The sequence below is a fragment of the Actinomycetospora sp. NBC_00405 genome, from assembly GCF_036044095.1.
In the GTDB taxonomy this organism is placed as follows: Bacteria; Actinomycetota; Actinomycetes; order Mycobacteriales; family Pseudonocardiaceae; genus Actinomycetospora; species Actinomycetospora callitridis.
On record NZ_CP107938.1, the window covers coordinates 4,153,402 to 4,176,717 of the forward strand.

23 protein-coding genes are annotated in these 23,316 nt (G+C 74.8%); 10 read left to right on the forward strand and 13 right to left on the reverse strand.

Annotated features, from left to right (window positions below; genetic code table 11):
- Positions 1 to 131 precede the first annotated feature (131 nt).
- From OG774_RS20545 to dnaA, 5 genes are all read right to left on the reverse strand, one after another.
- The gene (locus OG774_RS20545; protein WP_442873895.1) at positions 132 to 533 is read right to left on the reverse strand and encodes a DciA family protein; all 402 of its coding nucleotides are present in this window, start codon (positions 531 to 533) and stop codon (positions 132 to 134) included.
- A 319-nt stretch (positions 534 to 852) separates the two neighbouring features.
- Positions 853 to 2,031 carry a DNA replication/repair protein RecF gene (recF, locus tag OG774_RS20550; protein ID WP_328303828.1) on the reverse strand — a complete coding sequence of 393 codons (1,179 nt, stop codon included), beginning with the start codon at positions 2,029 to 2,031 and terminating at the stop codon, positions 853 to 855.
- 67 nt (positions 2,032 to 2,098) lie between these two features.
- Positions 2,099 to 2,998, reverse strand: a complete 900-nt coding sequence (gnd, locus tag OG774_RS20555; protein WP_328311057.1) for a phosphogluconate dehydrogenase (NAD(+)-dependent, decarboxylating) — start codon at positions 2,996 to 2,998, stop codon at positions 2,099 to 2,101.
- Positions 2,999 to 3,084: 86 nt separating this feature from the next.
- On the reverse strand, positions 3,085 to 4,323 hold the full coding sequence (dnaN, locus tag OG774_RS20560) for a DNA polymerase III subunit beta (protein WP_328303830.1): 1,239 nt from the start codon (positions 4,321 to 4,323) through the stop codon (positions 3,085 to 3,087).
- 726 nt (positions 4,324 to 5,049) lie between these two features.
- On the reverse strand, positions 5,050 to 6,699 hold the full coding sequence (dnaA, locus tag OG774_RS20565; protein ID WP_328303832.1) for a chromosomal replication initiator protein DnaA: 1,650 nt from the start codon (positions 6,697 to 6,699) through the stop codon (positions 5,050 to 5,052).
- A gap of 396 nt (positions 6,700 to 7,095) precedes the next feature.
- Here dnaA and rpmH point away from each other — a divergent pair, with 396 nt between their 5' ends.
- Together rpmH and rnpA are read left to right on the forward strand one after the other, a co-directional pair.
- Positions 7,096 to 7,239 carry a 50S ribosomal protein L34 gene (gene rpmH, locus OG774_RS20570; protein ID WP_274197702.1) on the forward strand — a complete coding sequence of 48 codons (144 nt, stop codon included), beginning with the start codon at positions 7,096 to 7,098 and terminating at the stop codon, positions 7,237 to 7,239.
- Between the two features lie 76 nt (positions 7,240 to 7,315).
- Entirely contained in the window at positions 7,316 to 7,738 is a 423-nt protein-coding gene (gene rnpA, locus OG774_RS20575; protein ID WP_442873896.1) for a ribonuclease P protein component, read from the forward strand.
- On the opposite strand, the gene OG774_RS20580 is transcribed toward rnpA, so the two are convergent.
- Complete coding sequence (locus tag OG774_RS20580; RefSeq protein ID WP_328303834.1) at positions 7,728 to 8,498, reverse strand: FkbM family methyltransferase; 771 nt, start codon at positions 8,496 to 8,498, stop codon at positions 7,728 to 7,730. The genes rnpA and OG774_RS20580 overlap by 11 nt on opposite strands.
- A gap of 71 nt (positions 8,499 to 8,569) precedes the next feature.
- On the opposite strand from OG774_RS20580, the gene OG774_RS20585 reads away from it, so the two are divergent.
- The 8 genes from OG774_RS20585 (at position 8,570) to OG774_RS20620 (ending at position 14,911) form a co-directional block, all read left to right on the forward strand.
- On the forward strand, positions 8,570 to 8,692 hold the full coding sequence (locus tag OG774_RS20585; RefSeq protein WP_328303837.1) for a hypothetical protein: 123 nt from the start codon (positions 8,570 to 8,572) through the stop codon (positions 8,690 to 8,692).
- Complete coding sequence (gene yidD, locus OG774_RS20590) at positions 8,682 to 9,077, forward strand: membrane protein insertion efficiency factor YidD (protein ID WP_328303839.1); 396 nt, start codon at positions 8,682 to 8,684, stop codon at positions 9,075 to 9,077. The genes OG774_RS20585 and yidD overlap by 11 nt, the downstream gene beginning before the upstream one ends.
- Positions 9,071 to 10,300, forward strand: coding sequence for a membrane protein insertase YidC (yidC, locus tag OG774_RS20595; RefSeq protein ID WP_328303841.1), 1,230 nt, complete (start codon positions 9,071 to 9,073; stop codon positions 10,298 to 10,300). Before yidD ends, yidC begins: the two co-directional genes overlap by 7 nt.
- A gap of 151 nt (positions 10,301 to 10,451) precedes the next feature.
- Positions 10,452 to 11,030, forward strand: a complete 579-nt coding sequence (locus OG774_RS20600; protein ID WP_328303843.1) for a Jag family protein — start codon at positions 10,452 to 10,454, stop codon at positions 11,028 to 11,030.
- Positions 11,031 to 11,087: 57 nt separating this feature from the next.
- A complete protein-coding gene (rsmG, locus tag OG774_RS20605; RefSeq protein ID WP_328303845.1) occupies positions 11,088 to 11,879 on the forward strand; it encodes a 16S rRNA (guanine(527)-N(7))-methyltransferase RsmG in 792 nt (263 codons plus the stop codon).
- Positions 11,880 to 12,006: 127 nt separating this feature from the next.
- Positions 12,007 to 12,897 carry a ParA family protein gene (locus OG774_RS20610; protein ID WP_328311062.1) on the forward strand — a complete coding sequence of 297 codons (891 nt, stop codon included), beginning with the start codon at positions 12,007 to 12,009 and terminating at the stop codon, positions 12,895 to 12,897.
- Positions 12,894 to 14,030 carry a ParB/RepB/Spo0J family partition protein gene (locus OG774_RS20615; RefSeq protein WP_328303846.1) on the forward strand — a complete coding sequence of 379 codons (1,137 nt, stop codon included), beginning with the start codon at positions 12,894 to 12,896 and terminating at the stop codon, positions 14,028 to 14,030. The genes OG774_RS20610 and OG774_RS20615 overlap by 4 nt, the downstream gene beginning before the upstream one ends.
- Positions 14,031 to 14,227: 197 nt before the next feature.
- The gene (locus OG774_RS20620; protein ID WP_328303847.1) at positions 14,228 to 14,911 is read left to right on the forward strand and encodes a GNAT family N-acetyltransferase; all 684 of its coding nucleotides are present in this window, start codon (positions 14,228 to 14,230) and stop codon (positions 14,909 to 14,911) included.
- Positions 14,912 to 14,938: 27 nt separating this feature from the next.
- Here OG774_RS20620 and OG774_RS20625 read toward each other — a convergent pair whose 3' ends face one another.
- The 7 genes from OG774_RS20625 to murJ form a co-directional block, all read right to left on the reverse strand.
- Positions 14,939 to 16,096, reverse strand: a complete 1,158-nt coding sequence (locus tag OG774_RS20625) for an N-acetylmuramoyl-L-alanine amidase (protein WP_328303849.1) — start codon at positions 16,094 to 16,096, stop codon at positions 14,939 to 14,941.
- Between the two features lie 229 nt (positions 16,097 to 16,325).
- Positions 16,326 to 16,652: a thioredoxin gene (gene trxA, locus OG774_RS20630; RefSeq protein ID WP_274197712.1), complete on the reverse strand. Its 327-nt coding sequence runs from the start codon at positions 16,650 to 16,652 to the stop codon at positions 16,326 to 16,328.
- Positions 16,653 to 16,689: 37 nt separating this feature from the next.
- Entirely contained in the window at positions 16,690 to 17,796 is a 1,107-nt protein-coding gene (gene trxB / locus OG774_RS20635) for a thioredoxin-disulfide reductase (RefSeq protein WP_328303854.1), read from the reverse strand.
- A 49-nt stretch (positions 17,797 to 17,845) separates the two neighbouring features.
- A complete protein-coding gene (locus OG774_RS20640; protein ID WP_328303856.1) occupies positions 17,846 to 18,547 on the reverse strand; it encodes a hypothetical protein in 702 nt (233 codons plus the stop codon).
- Positions 18,544 to 19,194, reverse strand: coding sequence for an RNA polymerase sigma factor SigM (gene sigM, locus OG774_RS20645; protein ID WP_328303858.1), 651 nt, complete (start codon positions 19,192 to 19,194; stop codon positions 18,544 to 18,546). The genes OG774_RS20640 and sigM overlap by 4 nt, the downstream gene beginning before the upstream one ends.
- Positions 19,195 to 19,254: 60 nt before the next feature.
- Positions 19,255 to 21,228: a protein kinase family protein gene (locus tag OG774_RS20650; RefSeq protein WP_328303860.1), complete on the reverse strand. Its 1,974-nt coding sequence runs from the start codon at positions 21,226 to 21,228 to the stop codon at positions 19,255 to 19,257.
- A gap of 131 nt (positions 21,229 to 21,359) precedes the next feature.
- The gene (murJ, locus tag OG774_RS20655; protein WP_328303863.1) at positions 21,360 to 23,159 is read right to left on the reverse strand and encodes a murein biosynthesis integral membrane protein MurJ; all 1,800 of its coding nucleotides are present in this window, start codon (positions 23,157 to 23,159) and stop codon (positions 21,360 to 21,362) included.
- Positions 23,160 to 23,316: the final 157 nt, after the last annotated feature.

Here is a 23,316-nt window from a genome sequence, read left to right on the forward strand (position 1 = left end):
ATCCCAGAACGGCCCGGGCACGCGGCTCAGCGCGTCACACGGCGCACGAATCGGCATCGGGAGGGTCCGACCGCCCGCGAGGCGTCCCGCGCGCCTCTGACGGCCCGTCGTCGGACCGCCCGCGCGGACCGTCAGCCGTACGTGTCGCGCGGTCCGCGGCCCGAGACGTGGCGGGGCCCGCGGCGCCAGCTCGGCGCGGTCGGGCCGTGGATGCGCATCGTCTTCACGACCCCGTCACCGAGCCCGGCCGCCAGCTTCCCGATCAGCTGGCGCTGCAGCAGGCGCAGCTGGGTGGCCCAGGCCGTCGAGTCGGCCGCGACGGTGAGGACGCCGTCGCGCAGGGACACGGGACGGGCGTGCTCGGCGACCTCCTCGCCCACCAGCTCGGCCCAGCGCCCGAAGACCGACCCGTTCGCGAGGCGCGGCACCCACCCGCGGTCGCCGGACAGCCGGGACGCCAGCCGCCCGAGCATCTGCGGGTCGCGCTCGTCGGCACCCGAGCCCGACCAGCCACGACGGCGCGGGCGGCCCATGCCCGTCCCGGTACGACGCACCGGCTTGCGGATCCCCGCCGCACCCCCGCCGGCGGCCCGCCGCGCGGCGCTCGCGGCCCGGGCGGCGGCGAGGGCGTCGCGAGCGAGGTCCGCGCCCCGCTTCTCCTCGCCCGTCCCGGGGGTGCTCCGGTCGTCCGGACTGCCCCCGTCGGAGCGCCGTTCGGGTGTGTGGACAGTGTCTCCGGGGCGCCGTCCCTGCTCGCGCCCCGGATCCGGGCCGCCGCGGGGGGCTCCCGGGGATCTGTTCGGGGAGTTGTCCACAGCATCCACAGGTCTGTCCCCAGGACCTCCACCGTTGTCACGCGTCCGGCCCACCAGGCGCACCCCCTGTCGTCCGTGCCGCCGCACTCATCTCACGCACCGTGCCCGAATCGACCACGAAGCGTGCCCCCTGCAGGTCATCCGGGACATCGTCGTCCACCGCCGCGGTGACGAGCACCTGCTCCGCGTTCACCGCGGTCCGCGCCAGGGCCCGGCGCCGGCGGGCGTCCAGTTCGGCGAAGACGTCGTCGAGGATCAGGACGGGTTCGGAGCCCTCGCCCCGGAGCAGCTCGAACGCCCCGAGGCGCAGCGCGAGCGCCAGCGACCACGACTCCCCGTGGCTGGCGTACCCCTTCGCCGGGCCCGTGCCGAGTGTGAGCTCGAGGTCGTCGCGGTGCGGGCCGACGAGGCACACCCCGCGCTCGATCTCCTGGTTGCGGCGTCGGCGCATCTCGTCGAGCAGCAGCACCTCGATCTCCTCGGGCGTGGCCGGGGCCGCCGCCTCGCCGCCCAGGGCGTCCACCGTCTCGGCGCGCGAGCGGTAGCGCGCCCCCACCGGCTCGGACTCCGGGGCCACCGCGGCGTAGGCGTCCCGCACGTGCGGGGCCAGGGCGGCGGTGAGCTCGAGGCGCCCGGCGACGAGCACCGCCCCGGCGCGGGCGAGGTGGGCGTCCCAGACGTCCAGGGTGCTCGTGTCACCGCGGGCGTGGCGGGCGGTCTTGAGGAGGGCCGAGCGCTGGCGCAGCACCTTGTCGTAGTCGGCCCGCGCCCCGGCCCAGCGCGGCGCGCGAGCGACGAGCAGGTCGTCGAGGAACCGGCGGCGCTCGCCGGGGTCGCCCCGTACCAGCGCGAGGTCCTCGGGCGCGAACACGACCGTGCGCACGATGCCGAGCACCTCGCGGGGGCTGCGCACCGGCGAGCGGTTGACGCGGGCGCGGTTGGCCTTCCCGCTGGCGATCTCGACCTGCACCGTGAGCTCGCGACCCTCGTTGACGGCCACCGCGCGGATGCTCGCCGAGCTCGCGTCGCGCCGGATCAGCGGGGCGTCGCCGGCCACCCGGTGCGATGCGAGGGTGGCGAGGTAGCCCACCGCCTCGACGAGGTTCGTCTTGCCCTGGCCGTTGGCGCCCACCAGCACCGAGACCCCCGGCGCGAAGTCCAGGTCGGCCTGCTCCCAGGAGCGGAAATCGGTGACCGAGAGGTGTCTGACGTACATCCGTCCTCCCGTCGCTGCCGCTCGGCCCGGCCGCCCTCCTGTCGCTCCGCTCGCCCAGGGGGCCCGGTCAGCCGCCCGTCGGCGGCTCGTTGGCGGCGTCGCCCGCCTTGTGGGTGGCGTGGCCGCCGAACTGGGCGCGCAGGGCCGCGACCGCCTTCATGGCCGGCGAGTCGATCTGGCGGGAGGCGAACCGTGCGAACAGCGCCGCAGAGATCACCGGGGCCGGCACGGCGTGCTTGATGGCTTCGTCCACGGTCCAGCGGCCCTCGCCCGAGTCCTCGGCGTAGCCGGTGATCGCGTCGAGGTGCGGGTCCGCCTCGAGCGCCAGGACCATGAGGTCGAGCAGCCAGCTGCGCACCACGGTGCCGCGGCTCCACGCCTTCATCACCGCGCCGACGTTGTCCACGGGGCCGCCGGCGCTGAGCAGCTCGTAGCCCTCGGCGTAGGCCTGCATGAGGCCGTACTCCACGCCGTTGTGGACCATCTTCGCGTAGTGGCCCGCCCCCACCGGGCCGGCGTGGACGAAGCCCTCCTCGCGCGGACCCTCCGGGCGCAGGGCGTCGAACACCGGCAGCAGCCGCTCGATGTCGGCGGGGTCGCCCCCGGCCATGAGCCCGTAGCCCTCGGTGCGGCCCCAGACGCCGCCCGAGACGCCGCAGTCGACGTAGCGGATGCCGTGCCCGTCGAGCAGCTCGGCGTGGACGGTGTCGTCGGTGAACTTGCTGTTGCCGCCGTCGATCACCAGGTCGTCAGCCTCGAGCAGCTCGGCGAGGCTCTGCACCGTCGAGTGGGTGGCGGAGCCCGCCGGGACCATCAGCCACACCGTGCGCGGCGCGGAGAGCGCCTTGACCAGCTCGTCCAGCGACTGCACGTCACCGGATCCGTCGTTGGCGTACCCGACGACCTCGTGGCCGGCGGAGCGCAGCCGTTCGGCCATGTTGCCGCCCATGCGTCCGAGCCCGACCATCCCCAGCTGCACGTCGCGTTCCTCTCGGTCGGCCGCCCGCTGGGGACGGCTCCTGGGCTCGGGTGGGTGTGCGGGGCGGCTCGGGCTCAGCCCGGCAACCGCACCGGCATCAGGAGGTAGAGATACCCGGGACGGGGCTCGGGGAGATCGTCCACGGCATCACCCGGTCCGGGCTCGACCGCGGTGGCGCCACCACCTGCGGGCTCGGCACCGTCGCCGGACGCGGCGGCGGCGTCCTCGCCGGGCGGCATCGCCGGGCGCAGCAGCGCCGGGCGGCTGGGCGTGGTGAACGAGAGGTGGGCGTGCTCGGCGCCGAGCGCGGAGAGCCCGTCGAGCAGGTAGCCGGGGTTGAACGCGATGGTCAGCGGCTCGCCGACGAAGCGGCAGGAGATCTCCTCCTCCGCGCTGCCCTCGTCGTCGCCGCCCGCCGTGAGCCGCAAGGTGTCGTCGGCGAACTCCAGGCGGACCTGGGTGCCGCGCTCGGCCACCAGCGAGACGCGCTTGATGGCCTCGACGAGCGGGGCGATCTCGAGCACCGCCGCCGACGTGTGCTCCTTGGGCAGCAGCTGCCGGTAGCGCGGGAACTCGGCGTCGAGCAGACGCGTCGTCGACCGGCGCCCGCCGCCCGCGAGGCCGAGCAGCCCGTCGCCGCGCGCCAGCGCCAGCTCGATGCGCGAGCCGGACGACGTGAGCGTCTTGGCCGCCTCCGCCAGGGTCTTGGCCGGGGCGAGCAGCGCGACCTCGCCGGACTCGCCGCCGCCCGCGCTCTCGCCCGGCTCCCAGGTGAACTCCCGGACGGCGAGGCGGAAGCGGTCGGTGGCCGCGAGCGTGAGCGTCGAGCCGTCGATCTCGATGCGGATGCCGGTGAGCATCGGCAGCGTGTCGTCCCGGCCGGCGGCCACGGCCACCTGCGAGACGGCCTGGGCGAACACCTCGGGCGCGAGGGCCCCGGCGACCGGCGGCATGTCGGGCAGCTGCGGGTAGTCCTCGGCCGACATCGTCGGGAGGCTGAACCGGGCGTTGCCGCAGGCGATGGTGGCGCGCGGCCCGTCGACGGTGACGTCGACCGGGTGCGGTGGCAGGGCCCGCGTGATGTCGGCGAGCAGGCGGCCCGAGACCAGCGCCCGACCGGCGTCGCCGATCATCGCCGGCACCTCGACCCGCGCGGAGACCTCGTAGTCGAAGCCGGAGACGGTCAGCGCACCGTCGCCCTCGGTGTCGAGCAGGACGCCGCCGAGCACCGGGACCGGCGCGCGGCTCGGGAGGCTGCGGGCGACGAAGGCCACGGCGTCGGCGAGGGCGTCTCGTTCGACGCGGAACTTCATCGCGGGTCCTCCCCCTGTGGGCCGGTCTGTGCCAGGTGGTGCTGGCGGTCTGGACTGCCGGCTGGGACGCACCCCGGCGCGGGTGCATCACGGTAGAGCGTGCAGGAGGGGTCCGACACTCCGGGCCCGATCCCGATCGGAGCCGATCGGGTACTCCGGCCCCGATCGTTCGGCGAGCCGATCGACCCGTCCACACCACCTGTTCTTCTGTAGTTCTCCTAGAAGGGAAAGACAGTAGGAGTAATAGGTCCTGTGCACGGTGTGGACGGCGGACGTCGCCGCAGGTGGGGCGGCGCGGCGCCGTGGGGATCACTCGGCGCGGCGGATGCCCGGATCCGGGGACGGATCGGCGTGTCCGGTGGACAGAGCCCGCCGGCGCCCTCCTTTCTCATCTCCCTCCACCGCCTCCGGACAGATGTCCACAGACTTGTCCCCAGCTGTGGGTCGATCGGGAGTCGAACGATCGCAATGTGCTACCGACCACGGTGTTCGTCGATGATCGGCGACGACTCGGCGCGAGGCCGGTGCTTCGTGTGGTCACACGGCGTCGCTCGAGGAGGGGCAGCGCTCGACGCAGCGTGACGAGCGGGACCCGCGCGGGCGGTGCGGCCGCGAGCGAATCGGAGCGAGGGTCACCCTGGCTGCGCGGGAGGCAGCCAAGGACGCCCTCGCTCGTCCTGGCGGCCCCGCCCAGGGCCCGGAGGGTGCGCAGGGTCGAGAAGGCGGTCAGCCGCGGGCGCGCTGCTTGATGCGCGCGGTGAGCTCCTGGACCTGCTCGTAGGTCCGGCGGCGCTCGGCCATCTCCTTGCGGATCTTCTTGTCCGCGTGCATGACCGTGGTGTGGTCGCGGTTGCCGAACATCTGGCCGATGCGCGGCAGGGAGAGGTCGGTGAGCTCGCGGCAGAGGTACATCGCGATCTGCCGGCTCAGCGCGAGGGCCTTGGTCTTGCCCGGCCCGCAGAGGTCGTCGATGGACACCGAGTAGAACTCGGCGGTCACGGCCATGATCGTCGGCGCGGTGATCTCCGACTGGCGGGAGTCGGGGATGAGGTCGCGCAGGACGATCTCGGCGAGCTGGAGGTCGATCGGCTGCCGGTTGAGCGACGCGAAGGCCGTCACGCGGATCAGGGCGCCCTCGAGCTCGCGGATGTTGCGCTCGATGCGGTCGGCGATGAACTCGAGCACCTCGGGCGGCGCGGCCATCCGCTCGCCGGCGGCCTTCTTGCGCAGGATCGCGATGCGCGTCTCGAGCTCGGGCGGCTGGATGTCGGTGATCAGGCCCCACTCGAAGCGGGTGCGCAGGCGGTCCTCGAGCGTCTCCAGCCGCTTGGGCGGCCGGTCGGAGGACACGACGATCTGCTTGTTCGCGTTGTGCAGGGTGTTGAAGGTGTGGAAGAACTCCTCCTGGGTGCCTTCCTTGCCCTCCAGGAACTGGATGTCGTCCACCAGCAGCACGTCGACGTCGCGGTAGCGGCGCTGGAACGCCACCTTGCGGTCGTCGCGCAACGAGTTGATGAAGTCGTTCGTGAACTCCTCGGTGGACACGTAGCGCACGCGCATGCCGGCGAACAGACGCTGGGCGTAGTGCCCGACGGCGTGCAGCAGGTGCGTCTTGCCGAGTCCGGAGTCGCCCCAGACGAACAGCGGGTTGTAGGCGCGGGCCGGGGCCTCGGACACCGCGACGGCGGCGGCGTGCGCGAAGCGGTTCGAGGCGCCGATGACGAACGTGTCGAACGTGTACTTCTCGTTCAGCCGCGTCTGGGAGCGGGGCGCGCCGCGGGCCGGGTCCGGACCGGTGTCGCGCATCCCGCCCATGGGCTCCCCGGGCCCCCGCGGCGGCCAGATCTCCTGCACCGCCGCGAGCCCGTCGCGGACCTCGTCGACCTCCTCCTCGGGGTGCGACCGGTCCGGGTTGTGCGTCACGCGCCCGACCCCGGCGGCCGCGGCGATCGCCTCGGCGCGGTGGGACGAGGTGGTGGCCGACAGGTACCCGGTGTCGGGCCCGTGGTGACCGTTGCCGACGTGGTCGCCGTCCGACGACGGCATCGAGAGCCGCGGCAGCGGGGACGTGCTCGGCCCGACCTCGGGGGCGGGGCGGGCGCTGTGGTCCACCCGCACGGCCAGCGAGACCGGCCGGCCGATGTGGCGGGAGAGCGCGGCGACGATCGGGTCGCGCAGCGCGCGCTCGATGGCCTCCTTGGCGAACTCGCTCGGGGCGGCCAGCAGGGCGGTGTCGTCGAGGAGCCCGAGGGGGCGCGTCACCCGCACCCAGGCGCGCTGCTGGGGGGAGAGCGCGGCACCGTCGACGGAGCCCGCGGTGAGTTCGGCGACGACCTGGCCCCAGGTCTCGTCGAGGTCGAAGAGCTGGTCCGACACCGGGCACCCCCTCCGTCCCCTGCCCGCTGTGTGCGCTCGCCCGGCCGGCCGAAGGCGCGCGCATCCACAGTCCTGTCCACAACTGTGCACGACGTCGTACGGACGGTGGCGCGCGGGTGCGGGGCGGCCCCCCGGCGCCCGGGCTCGGTTCCGGTCGACGGCACGGTGAGCGCGGGGCGAAGGCCGCGTCCTCGACGGGTGAAGGACGCTAACAAGCGTCCGGCAGGGCCCACAACCTCCCCCCGGACGGCGGTGCGGGCCGTGCGGCGACCGGGGTGCGCGTCCTCGGCGTGGCACCGGCTACCCTTGTCGCGACCGGAGTCGGCGCCCGAGGGGTGGTCGGCACTGACCGTGGCGCCGCGATCACGTGGCGCGTTGGAGCAGGAGAACCCGAAAGTGGCCAAGGGCAAGCGCACGTTCCAGCCGAACAACCGTCGGCGTTCCAAGACGCACGGCTTCCGGCTGCGCATGCGTACGCGCGCCGGCCGAGCGATCCTCGCCGCTCGTCGCCGTAAGGGCCGCGACCAGCTCAGCGCCTGATCGGCGCCACCGGCCCGACCGGCCGGCACGATCTCCTCGACGGGACCGCTCCCTCCGGACGCGGTCCCGTCGTCGTGTGTCGGGCCCCGCGTCGTCCGGTGCTGCCGCGTCGGTGCCGTGTCTGCGCCCCCGCGCCGTCGTGCTCCCCCGCCCCCGCCGCATCACGCGGCCCCAGGACTTCCGCCTCGTGCTGCGTCGGGGCCGTCGCGCCGGGCGTCGCCGCCTCGTGGTGCACGCGCTCGCGGCGTCCACGCCGGAGCTCCCCGCCCGGGCCGGCCTCGTCGTGGGACGGGGCGTCGGCCCGGCCGTCACGCGCCACCGCGTGAGCCGGCAGCTGCGCCACCTGCTGCGCCCGCGCCTCGAGAGCCTGCCGCCCGGCACCGACCTGGTGATCCGCGCTCAGCCCGCCGCGGCGGGGGCGACCTCCTCGGAGCTCGGGGACGACCTCGACGCCGCCCTCGCGCGGCTGGGCCTCACCGGGCCGCGGCTCACGGACTGAAGAGGTAGTTGCGCTCGGTGTCGACGATCCCCGCGACGGGCCGCCAGCCCGCGGACCAGGTGTGCGCCCGATACCCGTGCGTGCCCGTGAGGCGGGCGAAGAGCTCGTCGGCGCCCACGCCGTACTTGCGGGTGTGGCGGTCCTCGATCTCGAGCAGCAGGTGCGGGCGATGAGTGGCGAGCAGGCCGGCGGCGCCGTCCAGCAGCGCCCCCTCGGCACCCTCGACGTCGGCCTTCACCAGGCTCACGCGCTCGATGCCGAGGTCGGCGACGATCGAGTCGAGGGTCTCGACGGCCACGGACTCCAGCCGGTGCCCGGCGAACTCGCGGTTCGGGCCGGCGTCCTGCGCGCCCGCGGTGAGGTAGGCCCGGCCGTGCACGGGCAGTCCGCGTCGCCGGGGCACCGAGAGGTGCGCCGTCCCGGGCGTCGCGCCGAGGGCGATGCGGTGCAGCGACACCCAGGACAGGCCGGCGGCGCGCACCCCGAGCTCGAGCGCCCGGTGGGCCCCGTGCTGGGGCTCGAAGGCGTGCACGGCGCCGGCGGATCCGACGAGGTCGGCGAGCACGTGGGTGTAGAGACCGAACTCGGCGCCGACGTCGAGGCAGACGTCGCCCGGCCCGACGACGTCGGCCAGGCCGAGGATCTCCTTCTCGACGACCGAGCCCCGGCGGGCGGCGGCCGAGAGGGTGGTGCGGACGACGCGCGAACGGCGGGTGCCGCCGGCGGTCCGTTCGGTGGGAGGGCCTCCGGCGATCGACACGGCGCGGATGCTCCCACGGTGCTCCGGCCACGTTCGGGCGGCGGTCGCTTCCGGGCCCGTGGACAGGCACCATGGAGGCGACGACCGTCGTCCGCCCGGCGGACGGTCCGGTCGGAGACGAGGAGGACGGCATCGGTGGAGGACCGAGCACCGGTGCGCGCCGCATCGGCGACGGGATCCCCGGTGCCCGCTGACGCCCCGGACGTCCCCGCAGACGGCCCCGCCGCCCCCGCTGACGCCCCCGCCGCCCCCGCTGACGCCCCCGCGGCCCGGCCGTCGATCGCGGTCCGGGTGCTCGTCGCGGTGCTCGGCTTCTACCGGCGCTGGATCTCGCCGATGTTCCCGCCCTCGTGCCGCTTCCACCCCACCTGCAGCGCCTACGGGATCGACGCGCTGCGTACCCACGGGGTCGTGATCGGCACGGGGTTGACCCTGGTCAGGGTGGCCAAGTGCGCCCCCTGGCACCCTGGAGGCCTGGACCCGGTGCCACCCCGCGGGCACCGGACGTGGTGCGGGTGGCCCCGCCGCGCCGCCGACACGGGGGCTGACCCCCACACCGAGGAGCGAGAGTCGTGCTGAACTTCATCTACTACCCGGTGTCGGCCATCATGTGGTTCTGGCACGAGGTGTTCGGCTTCCTCCTCGGGCCCGCCAGCGGCCTCGGCTGGGCGCTGTCGGTGATCTTCCTCGTCTTCACGCTCCGGGCCCTGCTGATCAAGCCCTTCATCAGCCAGGTGCGCTCGATGCGCAAGATGCAGGAGTTCCAGCCGCAGATCAAGAAGCTGCAGGAGAAGTACAAGAACGACCGCACCAAGCTCGCCGAGGAGATGCAGAAGCTCCAGAAGGAGCACGGGGTCAACCCCCTCGGCGGCTGTCTCCCCCTCCTGGTGCAGCTGCCGGTCTTCATCGGCCTGTTCCACGTGCTCCGCGGGTTCCAGCCGAACTACCCGTACAACTACGTCTTCGACCGCGCGGACATCGAGTCGTTCACCAACGCCGACATCTTCGGCGTGCGGCTGAACGAGGCGGTCGCCGGCGGGATGCAGTCGCTGGGCACCTTCAGCTTCAACTTCGGTGACTTCCAGGCCCACGTCCTGCCGGTGGCCCTCCCGCTGATGATCCTCGCGGCGGTCGCCACCCACTTCACCGCGCGCGTCTCGCAGCAGCACCAGAGCCCGGCGGCCGCGGCGAACCCGCAGGCGGCGATCATGGGCAAGATCACGATGTGGCTGTTCCCGGCCGGTCTGCTGGTCTTCGGTGTCTTCTTCCCGATCGCGATCCTCATCTACTTCCTGAGCCAGAACACCTGGACGCTCACCCAGCAGTTCCTCATCTACCGCAAGATCGCCCGCGAGGAGGAGGAGAAGCGCGAGCAGGCGCGCGAGCAGCGTGACGCGCTCGCACCGCGGCCCGGTCAGAAGCCGCAGCGCCAGCGCGCGGCAGACGCCGACGTCGATGCGAGCGACGACCTCGTGGCCGACGACGGCGTGGTCGAGGGCCCCGCGCCCGGCACCGCACCGAAGCCCGGCGCGAAGCCCGGCGGCAAGAAGGCCGGCGGCGGCTCGGGCCGCCGTGCCCCCGGCAAGGTCGGACCCGTGCGCTCGGGCGGACGGCAGACCTCGGGCAACGCCTCCCCCGGCAAGGTCGGTGCGAACGGCTCGGCGAACGGGTCCGGCAACGGCTCCCCCAACGGCTCCGCGAAGAACGGCGGCAAGGGCAGCGGCAACGGCGCCGGCGCCAAGAACGGACAGCTCGCGTCGTCGGGTCAGGGCAAGCGCCCGAACAACAAGAAGAAGAAGTAGAGCCACGCGGACGGCCTCCGGGCCGTCGCGACCCCCCGGCCCGACGCGCGTCACCCGCAGCGCGGACCGGGACCACGAACCCGCACGCGCGCGACGGTCGGCGCGACGCGTGCCAGGAGAGGCCCGATGGGGCCCGGCGGAAGGAGACGGCGTGTCGGAGACGGTGACGTCGCAGGACCAGGCGGAGGACCAGACCGGGGCGGAGGCCGGCGCGGAGACCGGGAGGCCCCCGGAGGACGCGTCGCGCGCGGAGCGCAGCTCGGAGGACCAGCTGGTCCGCGAGGGCGACATCGCGGGTGACTACCTCGAGCGGCTGCTCGACATCCTCGACTTCGACGGGGACATCGATCTCGACGTCGAGGCCGGGCGCGCGGTCGTCAGCGTGGACGGCGGCAAGGACCTCGAGAAGCTCGTCGGCGCCCGCGGCGACGTCCTCGAGGCGCTGCAGGAGCTCACACGCCTGGCGGTGCAGCAGTCGACCGGCACCCGCAACCGCCTCATGCTCGACGTCGCCGGCTGGCGCTCGCAGCGCCGGTCGGAGCTCACCGACCTCGGGCGCACCGCCGCCTCGGAGGCGAAGGACACCGGGCACCTCCAGCGCCTGCGGCCCATGACGCCGTTCGAGCGCAAGATCGTGCACGACGCCGTGGCGGGGATCAGCGGGGTGCGCAGCGAGAGCGAGGGCGAGGAGCCCCGCCGGCGCGTCGTGGTCCACCCGACGGAGGGCTGAGCACGCCGTGGCACGCACGAGGGGTCGGGCTCCGTACGTTCCACGTGGAACACGCGCATGAGCACCACCCGTGGGGACTCCGCGGACGGGACCGGCTCGAACGGGCCGGCCCCGGCCGCGGCCGGGGAGGTGCCCGCTCCGCCCGCGGCCGCGGCGGCGGTGTTCGGTGACCGCCTGGCGGCCGCGCAGCGCTACGTCGCACTGCTCGCCGGCCCCGGTCAGGACCAGGGCGTCATCGGCCCGCGCGAGCTCCCCCGCCTGTGGGACCGCCACGTGCTCAACAGCGCGGCGGTCGGCGAGGTCCTCCCCCTCGACGCCACCGTGGTCGACGTCGGCTCCGGCGCCGGGCTCCCCGGCATCCCGCTGGCGCTCGCGCGCCCGGACCTCCACATCACGCTCCTCGAGCCGATGGCCCGCCGGGTCGCGTGGCTCGAGGAGGTGATCGCCGAGCTCGGGCTCCCGGTCGCGGTCGTCCGGGGCCGGGCCGAGGAGCGGGAGGCCCGCCGCCAGTGCGGGGAGAGCGACGTCGTCACGGCCCGCGCCGTGGCCCCGATGGGACGACTGACCACCTGGACGCTCCCTCTGGTGAGGCCGGGTGGGACCCTGGCGGCGATGAAGGGCGCGAGCGCCGCCGGTGAGGTGGAGCGCGACCTGAAGGAGATTCGCGCGGCGGGCGGGGAGGACCCCCGGGTGGTGCGGTGCGGCGTGGGAGACGCTGCCACCACCGTCGTGCTGGTAAGCCGGAGCGAGCGACGCGGCCCGTCCCCCGGTGCCGGACGCCGCGCACGCGGCAGGAAGGATCGAGCCCGTGACCGATCGACCGACGTCCGGCCGCACCGTTCCACGTGAAACCGCTCGCTCCGGCGAGCGCCCGTCTGCGGAGAAGGTCCGCGAGGCGGTCAGCGACGCCGCCGCGAGCGCCGGCGCGGGGGTGCTCGGCGCGGGCGAGGTGCTCTACCCGGGTGGCGACGAGGGGATGACGCCGATCGCGGAGGAGGCCGCCCGCGCCGCGCGCGTCCTGCACCCCGAGGACCACCGCCTCCCCCGCCCCAGCGAGCGCCGGATCATCACCGTCGCGAACCAGAAGGGCGGCGTCGGGAAGACCACCAGCGCCGTCAACCTCGCGGCCGCGCTCGCGCTGCACGGCGCCCGGGTGCTCCTGATCGACCTCGACCCCCAGGGCAACGCGAGCACGGCGCTGGGTGTCGACCACCGCAGCGGGACGCCCTCGGTCTACGAGGTCCTCCTGGGCGAGATGACCATCGACGAGGCCGCGGCGGTCTGCGAGCGCTCCTCGGACCTGCTGTGCGTCCCCGCCACGATCGACCTCGCCGGCTCGGAGATCGAGCTCGTCTCGATGCTGAACCGCGAGTCGCGACTGAAGAACGCGCTGACCACCGAGGCGCTGGACCGACTCGACGTCGACTACGTGCTCATCGACTGCCCGCCGTCGCTCGGGCTGCTCACGCTGAACGCGATGGTCGCCGCGCCCGAGATCCTCATCCCGATCCAGTGCGAGTACTACGCGCTCGAGGGTCTGAGCCAGCTCCTCAACAACATCGCGCTCGTGCAGTCGCACCTCAACCCGCGGCTGCACGTCTCGACGATCCTGCTGACGATGTACGACGGCCGCACCAAGCTCGCCGACCAGGTGACCTCCGAGGTGCGCACCCACTTCGGCGAGGTCGTGCTCCGCACGGTCATCCCCCGCAGCGTCAAGGTGTCCGAGGCGCCCGGCTTCGGCCAGACCGTGCTGACCTACGACCCGGGCTCGCGCGGGGCCATGAGCTATCTCGACGCGGCCCGCGAGGTCGCTGCGCGCAGCGGCGTGCGTCGTCAGACCGAGGGTGCGGAGGGGGCGCGATGAGCGAGCGACAGGATGCCGCGGGGCCGTCGACGATGAGTGGCCCGGCGCGCACCGAGCGGCGTGGCGGGCTGGGACGCGGTCTCGCCGCGCTCATCCCGACCGGCCCCCCGGAGGCCGACGCCCCCGCCCCCTCGCGGCACGGGCTCGGCAACCGCGCGGCCGACGTCGTCTTCGGCGCCCGGCGCCCCGACGAGGAGCCCGGCGACGTCGCCACGACCGGCGACGGTTCCACGGGAAACACGGGGGACGGCCCGGGCACGGTCCCGGGTGAGATTTCGGGCGAGGTGGCCGGCGCGGTGTACCGCGAGGTGCGCATCGACGGGATCCGCCCCAACTCCCGGCAGCCGCGCCAGGTCTTCGACGAGGAGGCCCTCGCCGAGCTCGAGCACTCGATCCGCGAGTTCGGGCTCCTGCAGCCGATCGTGGTCCGCGAGCTCGCCGTGCCCGAGGCGGGCGCGGACGGCGGCCCGTCCCTCACCCACGAGCTCGTCATGGGCGAGCGCCGCTGGCGCGCCGCGCAGCGGGTGGGCCTGGAGCTCATCCCCGCGATCGTGCGGCACACGCCGGACGACACGCTCCTGCGGGACGCGCTGCTCGAGAACATCCACCGGGCCCAGCTCAACCCGCTGGAGGAGGCGGCGGCCTACCAGCAGCTGCTCACCGAGTTCGACGTCACGCACGAGCAGCTCGCCGACCGCATCGGGCGCAGCCGCCCGGCCATCACCAACACCATTCGCCTGCTGCGGCTGCCCGTCGCGGTGCAGCGGCGGGTCGCGGCGGGCGTGCTGTCCGCGGGCCACGCGCGGGCGCTGCTCGGCCTCGAGGGCCCGGGTGCGCAGGAGGAGCTGGCCGCCCGCATCGTCGCCGAGGGGCTCTCGGTACGCGCGGCCGAGGAGGCCGTCACGCTCGCGCGCGGCGGCACACCGAACGCGGGAAAGCGGGCACCGGCGCGCAAGCCGATGCACGCGCCGGGACTCCAGGACCTGGCCGAGCGGCTCTCCGACACGTTCGACACCCGCGTGAAGGTCGAGCTCGGCCAGCGCAAGGGGCGGATCGTCGTCGAGTTCGGTTCGGTGGACGATCTGGAGCGCATCGCGCGTCTGATGGGTCGGGACCCCTCCTCGGGCTCCTGACCTCAGGGGTGGTCGACGGGGCCCTCTCCGTCGATCTGGGGGCGCCCTGAGATCGACGGAGAGATCGGCCGCCTGCTCGGGGCGCGGCATCGCACGACACGAGAGGTGGTCGTCCGGACGGGCGACCCCGTGATCGGGACCCGGCGAACCGGGCACCGTATCCTCTCGCACGAAGACGGTCGGGGAAGGCGGGTCGCGTGTCGCGGAGCTGTGTCGGGGTCACTCTCGACAACATCGAGGAGCTGCCCAAGCAGTGTCGGCGCTGCGTGTACTGGGAGATCCCGCCGCACCTGAGCGACCAGGCCGAGGAGTTCGGCACGGTCGAGCTCGAGAAGGAGGCCTGGGTCTCCGGTGTCCTGCTCGAGTGGGGCTCGTGCGGGCGGATCGCCCACGTCGACGGCGTCCCGGCCGGCTTCGCGTTCTTCGCGCCGCCCAACGTGGTGCCGCGCGCCGCGGCGTTCCCCACGTCGCCGGTCTCCGCGGACGCGGTCCTGCTGTGCGGCGTGCACGTGATGCCGGACTTCGCCGGCGAGGGCATCGGACGCCTGCTCGTCCAGGACGTCGTGCGCGACCTGACCCGCCGCGGCGTCAAGGCCGTCGAGGCGTTCGGTGACGACACCGAGCGCCCCCGCGCCGAGGCCCACGGCCGCACCGAGCGCGGCACACCGACCTGCGTGCTGCCGGCGGCGTTCCTGCGCAACGTGGGGTTCAAGACCGTGGCGCCGCACGCACGCTGGCCGCGGCTGCGCTACGAGATGCAGACCGGCTTCAACTGGAAGGAGGACGTCGAGGCCGCCATCGCCCAGCTGCTGGGCTCGGTGACGATCTCGACGGCCCCGGCGGCTTCGCCGCAGCCCGCACGGGTGTGCTCGGGGTCCTGACGGACCTCCCGGTCCGCCGGGGGTGGCTCACACCCCGGCGGGACGGTTGCTCTCGCGCTGGAGGACCTCGGCCCAGGTGAAGGTGCCGGTGGGCTTGTCGTCCTGGCCGAGCAGGTAGAGCCGCTTGACCGCGACCAGGATGCCCTCGGCGACGATGTCCCGGAAGCCGGGGTCGAGCAGGGCGGCGCGGTCGCGCTCGTTGGTGAGGTAGCCCATCTCGACGCGCACGGCCGGCATGCGCGTGAGGCGCAGCAGCTCCCAGGGCCGCGGGTGCACGCCGCAGTCGAGCATGCGGGTGCGGGCGAGCAGCTCGCGGTGGATGAAGCCCGCGAGGGCCTCGCCCACCGTGGAGGTGGCGCCCGTGCCGGTGCCGAAGTGGAACGCGGCGAGGCCGTTGGCGGCGGGGCTCGCGTTGGCGTCGACGTGCAGCGAGAGCACGACGTCGGCACCCGCGGAGTTCGCGAAGCCGGCGCGCTCGGCGTCGGTCGGGCAGTCGTTCGGGCCGTGCGAGAGCAGCGCCTCCATGCCGGCGGCGGCCATGCGGCCCTCGAGGCGGCGGCCGATGTCGTCGACCAGCCCGGCCTCGGTGATGGCGTCGGCCCCGCTGCCGACGGACACGCCGCGGTCGGCGCCGCCGTGACCGGGGTCGATGACGATGCGCTTGCCCGAGAGGCGGGGGCCGGCGCGGTGCAGGCGCTCCTGCTCGCGCAGCAGGCCCGGGCGCCCGCCGGTGACCTTGCGGCCGAGGTAGCCGAGGTGACGCAGCGTGCGGGGCCCGCACATGCCGTCGGGGCTCATGCCGTAGTCGCGCTGGAAGCCGCGCAGGGCCTGCTCGGTCTGCCGGCCGAAGACGCCGTCGGCGCGCCCGGAGTCGTAGCCGAGCTCCAGGAGACGCTCCTGGAGGGCGAAGACGTCGTCCCCGGTGAGGGGGGAGGCGGCGTTGAGCAGCAGCATCCGGTCGCCCAGGGCCCAGCGCGCGTCGCGCAGGGCGCGGTACGTGGCGGGCCCGACGACGCCGTCGGTGATCAGGCCGCGGCGCTGCTGGAAGATGCGGACGGCGTGCTCGAGCTGCTCGTCGAACAGCACCGGGCCGGGGCCCGTGGGCTCCACGATGCCGAGCGCCTCCAGTGCTGCGCGGACCTCGGCGACCGGCGGGCCGGCGTCACCGCGGCTCAGCAGCTGCATGCAGTTCGCTCCCGATCGTCGCGCCCGGGTGCCGGGCGCCAGGTGTGGTCGCACTTCACTGGCATCTCATTGTGCCCTGCCGGGGCCGTCCCGCCGCGCAGCGGGGCGCCGCGGGTGGTCACGGTCGGGCCACGACGGGCGGACACGCCGAAGCGCCGGGCGGCCGCCACGGAGGGCGGCCGCCCGGCGCCGGAGCGACGAGCGTCAGCGATCAGACCGACGTGGGCCGTCAGGCCAGGACGTCGGAGAGGTCGTCGAGCAGGACCGACTTCGGCTTGGCGCCGACGATCTGCTTGACCGGCTTGCCGTCCTGGAAGACGAGCAGCGTCGGGATCGACATGACCTGGTAGTCCCGCGCCGTGGCCGGATTCTGGTCGATGTCGAGCTTGGCCACCGTCAGCTTGTCGCCGTGCTCCGCGGCGATCTCCTCCAGCACCGGGGCGACCATCTTGCAGGGGCCGCACCAGGTGGCCCAGAAGTCGACGACGACGGGCTTGTCGCTGCCGAGCACCTGGTCGGCGAAGGTGGCGTCGGTGACGTTCACGGGGGCGCTCATGCGCTGGTTTCCTTCCGGTGGAGCGGGTCGAACGGGATCAGGAGGGAGCGGGAACGGCGTCTCCGGCGGGCTCGGGAGATCCCTCGTCCACCGAACCACCGTTGTTGCGCGGGCCGTCGGAGGCCCCGGTGGAGGCTCCGATCGAGGCCAGGCCGTCGACCTGCGCACCGTCCACCCCGGGGGTGGGCGGCGGGGCGGTGTCGACGGGCGCGTCGGCGGTCTCGGCGAGCCAGCGCTCGGCGTCGATCGAGGCCTGGCAGCCGCTGCCGGCCGCGGTGATGGCCTGGCGGTAGGTGTGGTCGACGAGGTCCCCGCAGGCGAAGACGCCCGGGATGTTGGTGCCGGTGCCGGGCAGCGCCACGCGGACGTAGCCCTCGTCGTCGGTGTCGACGACGTCGCGGACGAGCCCGGAGCGCGGGTCGTGGCCCACGGCGACGAAGAAGCCGGACACGGCCAGCGTCTCCTCCTCGCCGGTGGCGGTGTCACGCACGCGCACTCCCTCGACCGTCGTGTCGCCGAGGACCTCCTCGACCACCGTGTTCGTCCGGATGGTGATCTTCGGGTCCTGGCGCGCACGCTCCAGCATGATCCCGGAGGCCCGGAACTCGTTGCGCCGGTGCAGGATCGTGACCGACTTGGCGAACCGGGTGAGGAAGGTGGCCTCCTCCATCGCGGAATCGCCGCCCCCGACCACGACGATGTCGTGGTCGCGGAAGAAGAAGCCGTCACAGGTCGCACAGGCGCTGACGCCACGCCCCAGCAGCTTCTGCTCGCCGGGAACGCCGAGGTAGCGCGCCTGCGCACCCATCGCCAGGATGACGGCCCTCGCGCGGTGGTCGGTGCCGTTGACACGCACCGACTTCACGTCGCCGGTGAGGTCGAGGGACTCGACGTCCTCCGGCCGCAGCTGCGCGCCGAAGCGCTCGGCCTGGCGTCGCATGCGGTCCATGAGCTCGGGGCCCTGGATCTCGTCCGCGAAGCCCGGGTAGTTCTCGACTCCCGTCGTGGTCATCAGGGCGCCGCCGAACTGGCTGCCCTCGAAGACCACCACGTCGAGCTGGGCGCGCGAGGAGTACACCGCGGCGGTATACCCGGCCGGTCCCGAGCCCACGATGATGACGTCGTGGATGGTCTGGTCGCTCACGTGTGCGTCAACGCTCGGGGCCCCCGCAGGATTCCCCGTGCGGTGCCGCTCACCGGCCGACGAGCGTGTCGGACAGGGTGAGCGGTGCCCCGGCCGCGCAGCCGGGCTCCACGACGAGCACTCGGAACCGGGCGGCCACCCCGGTGGGCAGCACGAACAGCACGCCCGCCCGGCCGTCCACGACGACCTGGCGTGCGCCGACCGGTCGGGCGCCGGCGGGGACGCCGTGCGCGCCCAGACAGCCCGCGAGTCGTCCCGGGTCGCCGAGCGGTCCGTAGTCGGAGCGGCCGAGACCGGCCCGCAGTGCCGACGGCCCGTCGCCCCCGGCCAGGACGGGCACCTCGGGGGCCGGGGCGGTCGGCAGGGCGCTCGGGGCCGGGGCACCGGCCGGCGCCGCGGTGGTGGTGAGCACCCCGACGACGACCGCCGCGACCGCGGCGGCGGCCGCGACGAGGACCAGGACGGTGCGCCGGCCCGTCCGCCGACCCCGGCCGGGGGCGGCTGGGGTGGCGGCCGGCCGGGGCCCGTCGGCGGCCGCCGCGCCGCGCTCGGCCGCGAGGGCGGCGTCGATGTCGGCGAGCAGGCCGTGGGGCATCGGCGGCGTGCGCTCGCCGTGCGCGGCGAGATCGGCGCGCGTGCGGGCCAGCGCGGTGGCCACGGCAGGGTCCTCCGGGTCGGGCAGGTCGGGCAGGTCGGGCAGGTCGGGCGGCTCGCCGGCGCGGGCGTCGGCGGCGTGCTGGTCGTCGGTCACGGTCCGCCTCCTGTCCGGTCGGCCCTGGTCGCGCTCCTCGTGGGTTGGACGTCGCCGGCGCCCCCGCCGTTCCCGGCGTCGTCCCGGTCACCCGGCACCGTCGTCGGGTGACGCGGCCGCAGGTGGCCCAGGAGGCCCGCCAGGCGCCCCCGCGCCCGGGCACAGCGGCTCTTCACCGTGCCCTCCCGCACCCCGAGGATGCGGGCCGCCTCGGTGATGGAGAACCCGTGCACGTCGACGAGCACCACGGCCAGGCGCTGGCCGTCGGGCAGCGTCGCGAGGGCGCCCGCGACGGTGAGGCGGGTGAGCTGGTCGTCGATGCCGTCCCGCGGTGTGGGCAGGTCGTGGCCGGCGAGGGGCTCGGTGGAGCGCGTGCGGCGGCGCCGGATCCGGTCGAGGCAGGCGTTCATCGTGATCCGGTAGAGCCAGGTGGAGACCTCGGACTCGCCGCGGTAGCGGGCGGCGCCGCGCAGCGCGGACACGAACGTCTCCTGGACCGCGTCGGCGGCGTCCTCGCGGTGGTCCAGCGTGCGGAACGCCAGCAGCCACAGCCGCTCCGCGTAGCGGCGGACGATCTCGTCGAAGGCGCCGTCCTGCCCGGCGACGTGCGCGGCGAGGAGCTCGCGGTCGCTGCGCGAGTCGGGCACGCCGGTGACGCTAGCGAGCGGGCGCCGCCCGCCGGGGCCGTTCGGGGAAGCCCGCTCCGATCAGGGTCCGGCGCGCTGGATGCTGACGTCGGCCAGCTCGCTGACGTACCGGTCGTCGTCGTCCTGCCCCAGCGCCGTGATCCAGATCAGCAGGTTGCCGGTGGGCGGCGCGGCCTGCAGCGGGATGACCAGCAGGTCGCCGTCCACCTGCCCGGCCCCGAGGAGCTGGGTCTGGGCCAGCGGGACGTCGGCGGTGGGCGCGCTGCGGACCTCGATGCGCGTCCCCGGGCTGGGCGAGCGCACCGTCACCGACGCCACCGAGGCCGGCGCGGTGAACGTGCTCATCATGCCGATCCCGGGCTTGAGCGCCGGGAGCTGCTGGCGGTACTCGGAGGTGGACCACGTCGTCGACGGGTCGTTGTCCGCGGCGCGGTTGATCCGCGTCGGGTTGTCCGGGCTGCCGGCGGGGCTGTAGACGGCGACGCTCGAGAGCTGCACCGGCCCGCCGGCCACCGGGGGCGGCGACACGGGGGCCGGGGACGGCGAGGCCGGCGCGGGGACCGGCGCGGGCGTCGCGGTCTCCGGGATCACGACGACCGGGGGTCCGGACGAGCCGCCGCCCGCCACGACGGTGATCACCTGGTAGGTGACGAAGCCGAGGATCGCGAGCGTCGCGAGGACCAGGGCGGTCACGCCGATGCGCAGCTTGCGGCGACGCGCGGGGTCGGGGCCGGGCTCGGGGACGGCGTCGTCGTGCCACACCTCGGTGGGGTCGTCGGCGTCGATCGTCTGGCCGTTCTCGAGGACCGGCAGCAGCACGCCGTCGTCCTCGAGGCCCTCGCGCATCTGCGTGACGAGACGGTGCACCGCGGCCGCCGTCCGGATGCCGCCGTCCTCGTCGAGCGTGCGGTCGACCAGCGCGGCGAGCTCGACCGGCAGGTCGGGCCGCAGCTGGCGCGCGGGCACCGGGCCCCCGCCGGGCGCGTGCGGGGCGAGCCGCAGGCCGGCCGGGGCCTGGCTGCCCTCGGGACCGGGCCAGCGGGCGGTGAGCATGAGGTAGAGCAGCGCACCGAGCCCGTGGACGTCATCGGCGTTCGTGGCGTCGCCGCGCGGCATGGGGAAGGCGAGCCGCGTCGCCGCCCGCGTGCTGACGCGCACGCGCTGCGGGTGGTCGAGGCCGAGGACGAGACCGGAGCGGTGGGCCGCGGCCACCGCGTCGGCCAGCGGCTCGATGACGCGCAGCGCGGTGCTGGGGCGCAGGGGGCCGTCGGCGACGAGCTCGACGAGGTCGCGGCCCGGGGTCCACTCGGCGACCGCGGCCCCGAGGACGCCGGTGGGCAGCGGGCTGCCGCCGGGACGGACGACGTCGAGGATGCGCGCCGCGTGGGGGTGCTCGAAGTGCGCGGACCGCGTGGCCCGCGACAGCGCCGCCGAGGCGCGGGCGTCGCCCTGCCACGTGCCGACGAGCAGGGTGATGGCGACGTCGCGCTCGAGCATGACGTCGCGGGCCTTCCACATCGCCGCCTCGGCGTTGCGGTCGCGGCCGACCTCGGCCACCAGTCGGTAGCGATCGGCGAGCAGGGTGCCGGGCATCAGCGGCCCGGCGGCCGGACGCCCCGGGGCGCCGCGGCCGGGGCGGCGGGGCGGCGCCGGGAACGGGCCGGACGGGGGCCCGGGCGGGCCACCGGGTCCGGGCCTGCGGGCGGCGGGACCCCGCGGGGCACGGCCGGCGCCCCCGGAGGTGCTCGGCGCGCCGGGGGCCACGGTGCCGGTGCTGCCGTTCGTGGCGCCGTTGGTGCTGCCGTTGCCGTTCGCGGACGACGCGCCGCCGTCCGCGGCGGGCCGGTCGGACGCGCGGGCGACGTGGGCGGTGGGCCCGTCGATCCCGACACCCGTGCGGGCAGGCGTGGAGGGCGGCGGGGTGGGCGTCGACGGCGTGTCGCGGCCGGGCGTGTCACGCTCCGGCGTCGCGGGCCCGGCCGCATCGGACGCGGGGCCGGTGGACGTGCGCTCCCCCGACGGCTCGCCGGCCACGTCCCTCACCTCCCCCTCGACGACGTCGGAGCCTACGGGACTCCGGTACCGCCTCGGGGGACGCCGGGGCACCGGTCCTGGTTGCGCCGAGCGGCCGGGACCACCCCGATGGCCGCTGTGACGCCGTCGTGTCACTGCGCCGGCGCGCGGCCCCGTCCGAGCAGGCGCCGCAGCCGCGACACCACGGGATCGAGCTCGGGCACCTTGAGCACGCGCATGGCCACCGCGACGACCACGAGGAAGACGCCCGAGCCGACCACCAGCACGAGCCACGATCGCAGGACGAGCGAGACGCCGCCGCCCACGAGGCGCTCGAGCAGGGTGACGCAGAGCACGGCGACGAGGACGGCCACGAGCGAGGCCAGGAGGGTCAGGACGAAGGTCCGGAGCACGCGGCGCGTGTCGAGGTGCCCGATGCGCACCCGCAGCCAGATGTTGCCGACGACCAGGCCGACGACGAACCCGAACGCGTTCACCGCGGCCAGCCCGAGCACGACCTGCTCCGGAGGAAGGAGCACCGGGCAGAGGTAGGCCATCGGCACCTTGACGGCCGTGATGACGACCATGATGAGCGTCGGTGTGCGGGCGTCGTTCATCGCGTAGAAGACGCGCATCTGGAGCATGACGACCGCCATCGGCACAAGCCCGAACGCCGACGCGGCCATGGCGCCGCCGAGCGAGGCGGCGCCCTCGGGGCCGGAGCGCCCGATGCTGAACAGCGCGATGCCGAGCTGCGAGCCGAACACCGTGAGCAGCGCGCTCATCGGCAGCAGGGTGACCGTCGAGAGGCGCGAGCCGAGCGAGAGGTCGGAGACGACCTGGTCGAGGCGGCCGTTCGCGGCGGCGGCACTCATCCGGGGCATGAGCGCGGTGAGCAGCGAGACCCCGAGGACGCCGTACGGCACCTGGATGAGGAGCCAGGCGTAGCTGTAGACGGCGGGTCCGCCGTCGCTCGAGCCCGACGCGACGCGCAGGATCGCGGCGAGGCCGACCTGGCTGACGAGGACGTAGCCCACGACCCAGGCGGCGAGCCCGCCGAACGCGCTCAGCCGCTGGTCCCAGCCGAAGCGCCACTTCCAGCGGAAGCCGACCCGGCGCATGGCCGGGAGCATCACGCCGGCCTGGACGACGATGCCGAGCGTGCTGCCGATCCCGAGCACGAGCAGCTGCGTGGTGGAGATGCCCACCTCGGGCGACGGGAGGAAGGCGTAGATGCCGAGCGCGATGAGCGCGACCACGTTGTTGAGCACCGGGGCCCAGGCGGCGGGACCGAAGTTGGCCCGCGAGTTGAGGATCGCCCCGAACAGCGCGCCCATGCCGTAGAAGAAGATCTGCGGGAGCAGCAGGTAGGCGAAGTCGGTGGCGAGCTCGAGGTCGGTGCCCGGGTCGAGGTAGGGCCGGATCAGCAGGGGCGCGCCGATCACGGCGATGCCGGTGGCCAGGGCGAGGCCGACGGAGGCCCCGGAGAGCAGCTTCTGGGCGAACCCCTCGCCGTCGTCGCCGTCCTCCTTGGCGGCCTGGACCAGCACCGGGATGACGACACTGGTCAGGACGCCGCCGAGCAGCAGCTCGAAGATGATGTTCGGCAGGGTGTTCGCCACGTTGAAGGCGCTGCCGACGAGGTTGAGGCCGACGATCGCGGTCAGCCCGAGGGTCCGCAGGAACCCGGTCAGGCGGCTGACGAGCGTGGCGACGGCCATGCCGCCGGACGCCTTGACCAGGGCCTTGTCGTCGCGGCCGGCGTCGTCGACCGGCGAGCGCGGGGCCGGGACCGCCGGCGCGTCCTGCTCCAGCGGCGGGCGCGGGAGCAGCACGGTCTCGTCGTTCGAGCCGGCCACGCTCCACGAGGCGAGCGGGGCCGGGCGGGCGACGCGCACGGTGCGCTCGTCGCGGATCCCGGGCGCGGCGGACGCGGCCTCGGCCGCCTCCATCGCGGCGGTAGGGGCCGTGAGGCCCGTCGTCGACGGTTCGGAGGCAGCTGCGCCGGCGGGCGAGCCGGGCGGGCGGGGCGGCGGTCCCCCGCGGGGCAGGGGCCGGGTGGGGTTCGCGGGCGGGGGGCCCGGCGGCGGACCGGGCGGTCCCGGGGGC

Coding starts and splice junctions, on each gene's coding strand:
- OG774_RS20545 (WP_442873895.1), bottom strand. CDS start 533: ATGGGCCGCCCGCGCCGTCGTGGCTGGTCGGGCTCGGGTGCCGACGAG.
- recF (WP_328303828.1), bottom strand. CDS start 2,031: ATGTACGTCAGACACCTCTCGGTCACCGATTTCCGCTCCTGGGAGCAG.
- gnd (WP_328311057.1), bottom strand. CDS start 2,998: ATGGTCGGGCTCGGACGCATGGGCGGCAACATGGCCGAACGGCTGCGC.
- dnaN (WP_328303830.1), bottom strand. CDS start 4,323: ATGAAGTTCCGCGTCGAACGAGACGCCCTCGCCGACGCCGTGGCCTTC.
- OG774_RS20585 (WP_328303837.1), top strand. CDS start 8,570: ATGGAGGCGACGACCGTCGTCCGCCCGGCGGACGGTCCGGTCGGAGAC.
- rsmG (WP_328303845.1), top strand. CDS start 11,088: ATGAGCACCACCCGTGGGGACTCCGCGGACGGGACCGGCTCGAACGGG.
- OG774_RS20610 (WP_328311062.1), top strand. CDS start 12,007: ATGACGCCGATCGCGGAGGAGGCCGCCCGCGCCGCGCGCGTCCTGCAC.
- OG774_RS20615 (WP_328303846.1), top strand. CDS start 12,894: ATGAGCGAGCGACAGGATGCCGCGGGGCCGTCGACGATGAGTGGCCCG.
- OG774_RS20625 (WP_328303849.1), bottom strand. CDS start 16,096: ATGCAGCTGCTGAGCCGCGGTGACGCCGGCCCGCCGGTCGCCGAGGTC.
- trxA (WP_274197712.1), bottom strand. CDS start 16,652: ATGAGCGCCCCCGTGAACGTCACCGACGCCACCTTCGCCGACCAGGTG.
- murJ (WP_328303863.1), bottom strand. CDS start 23,159: ATGGAGGCGGCCGAGGCCGCGTCCGCCGCGCCCGGGATCCGCGACGAG.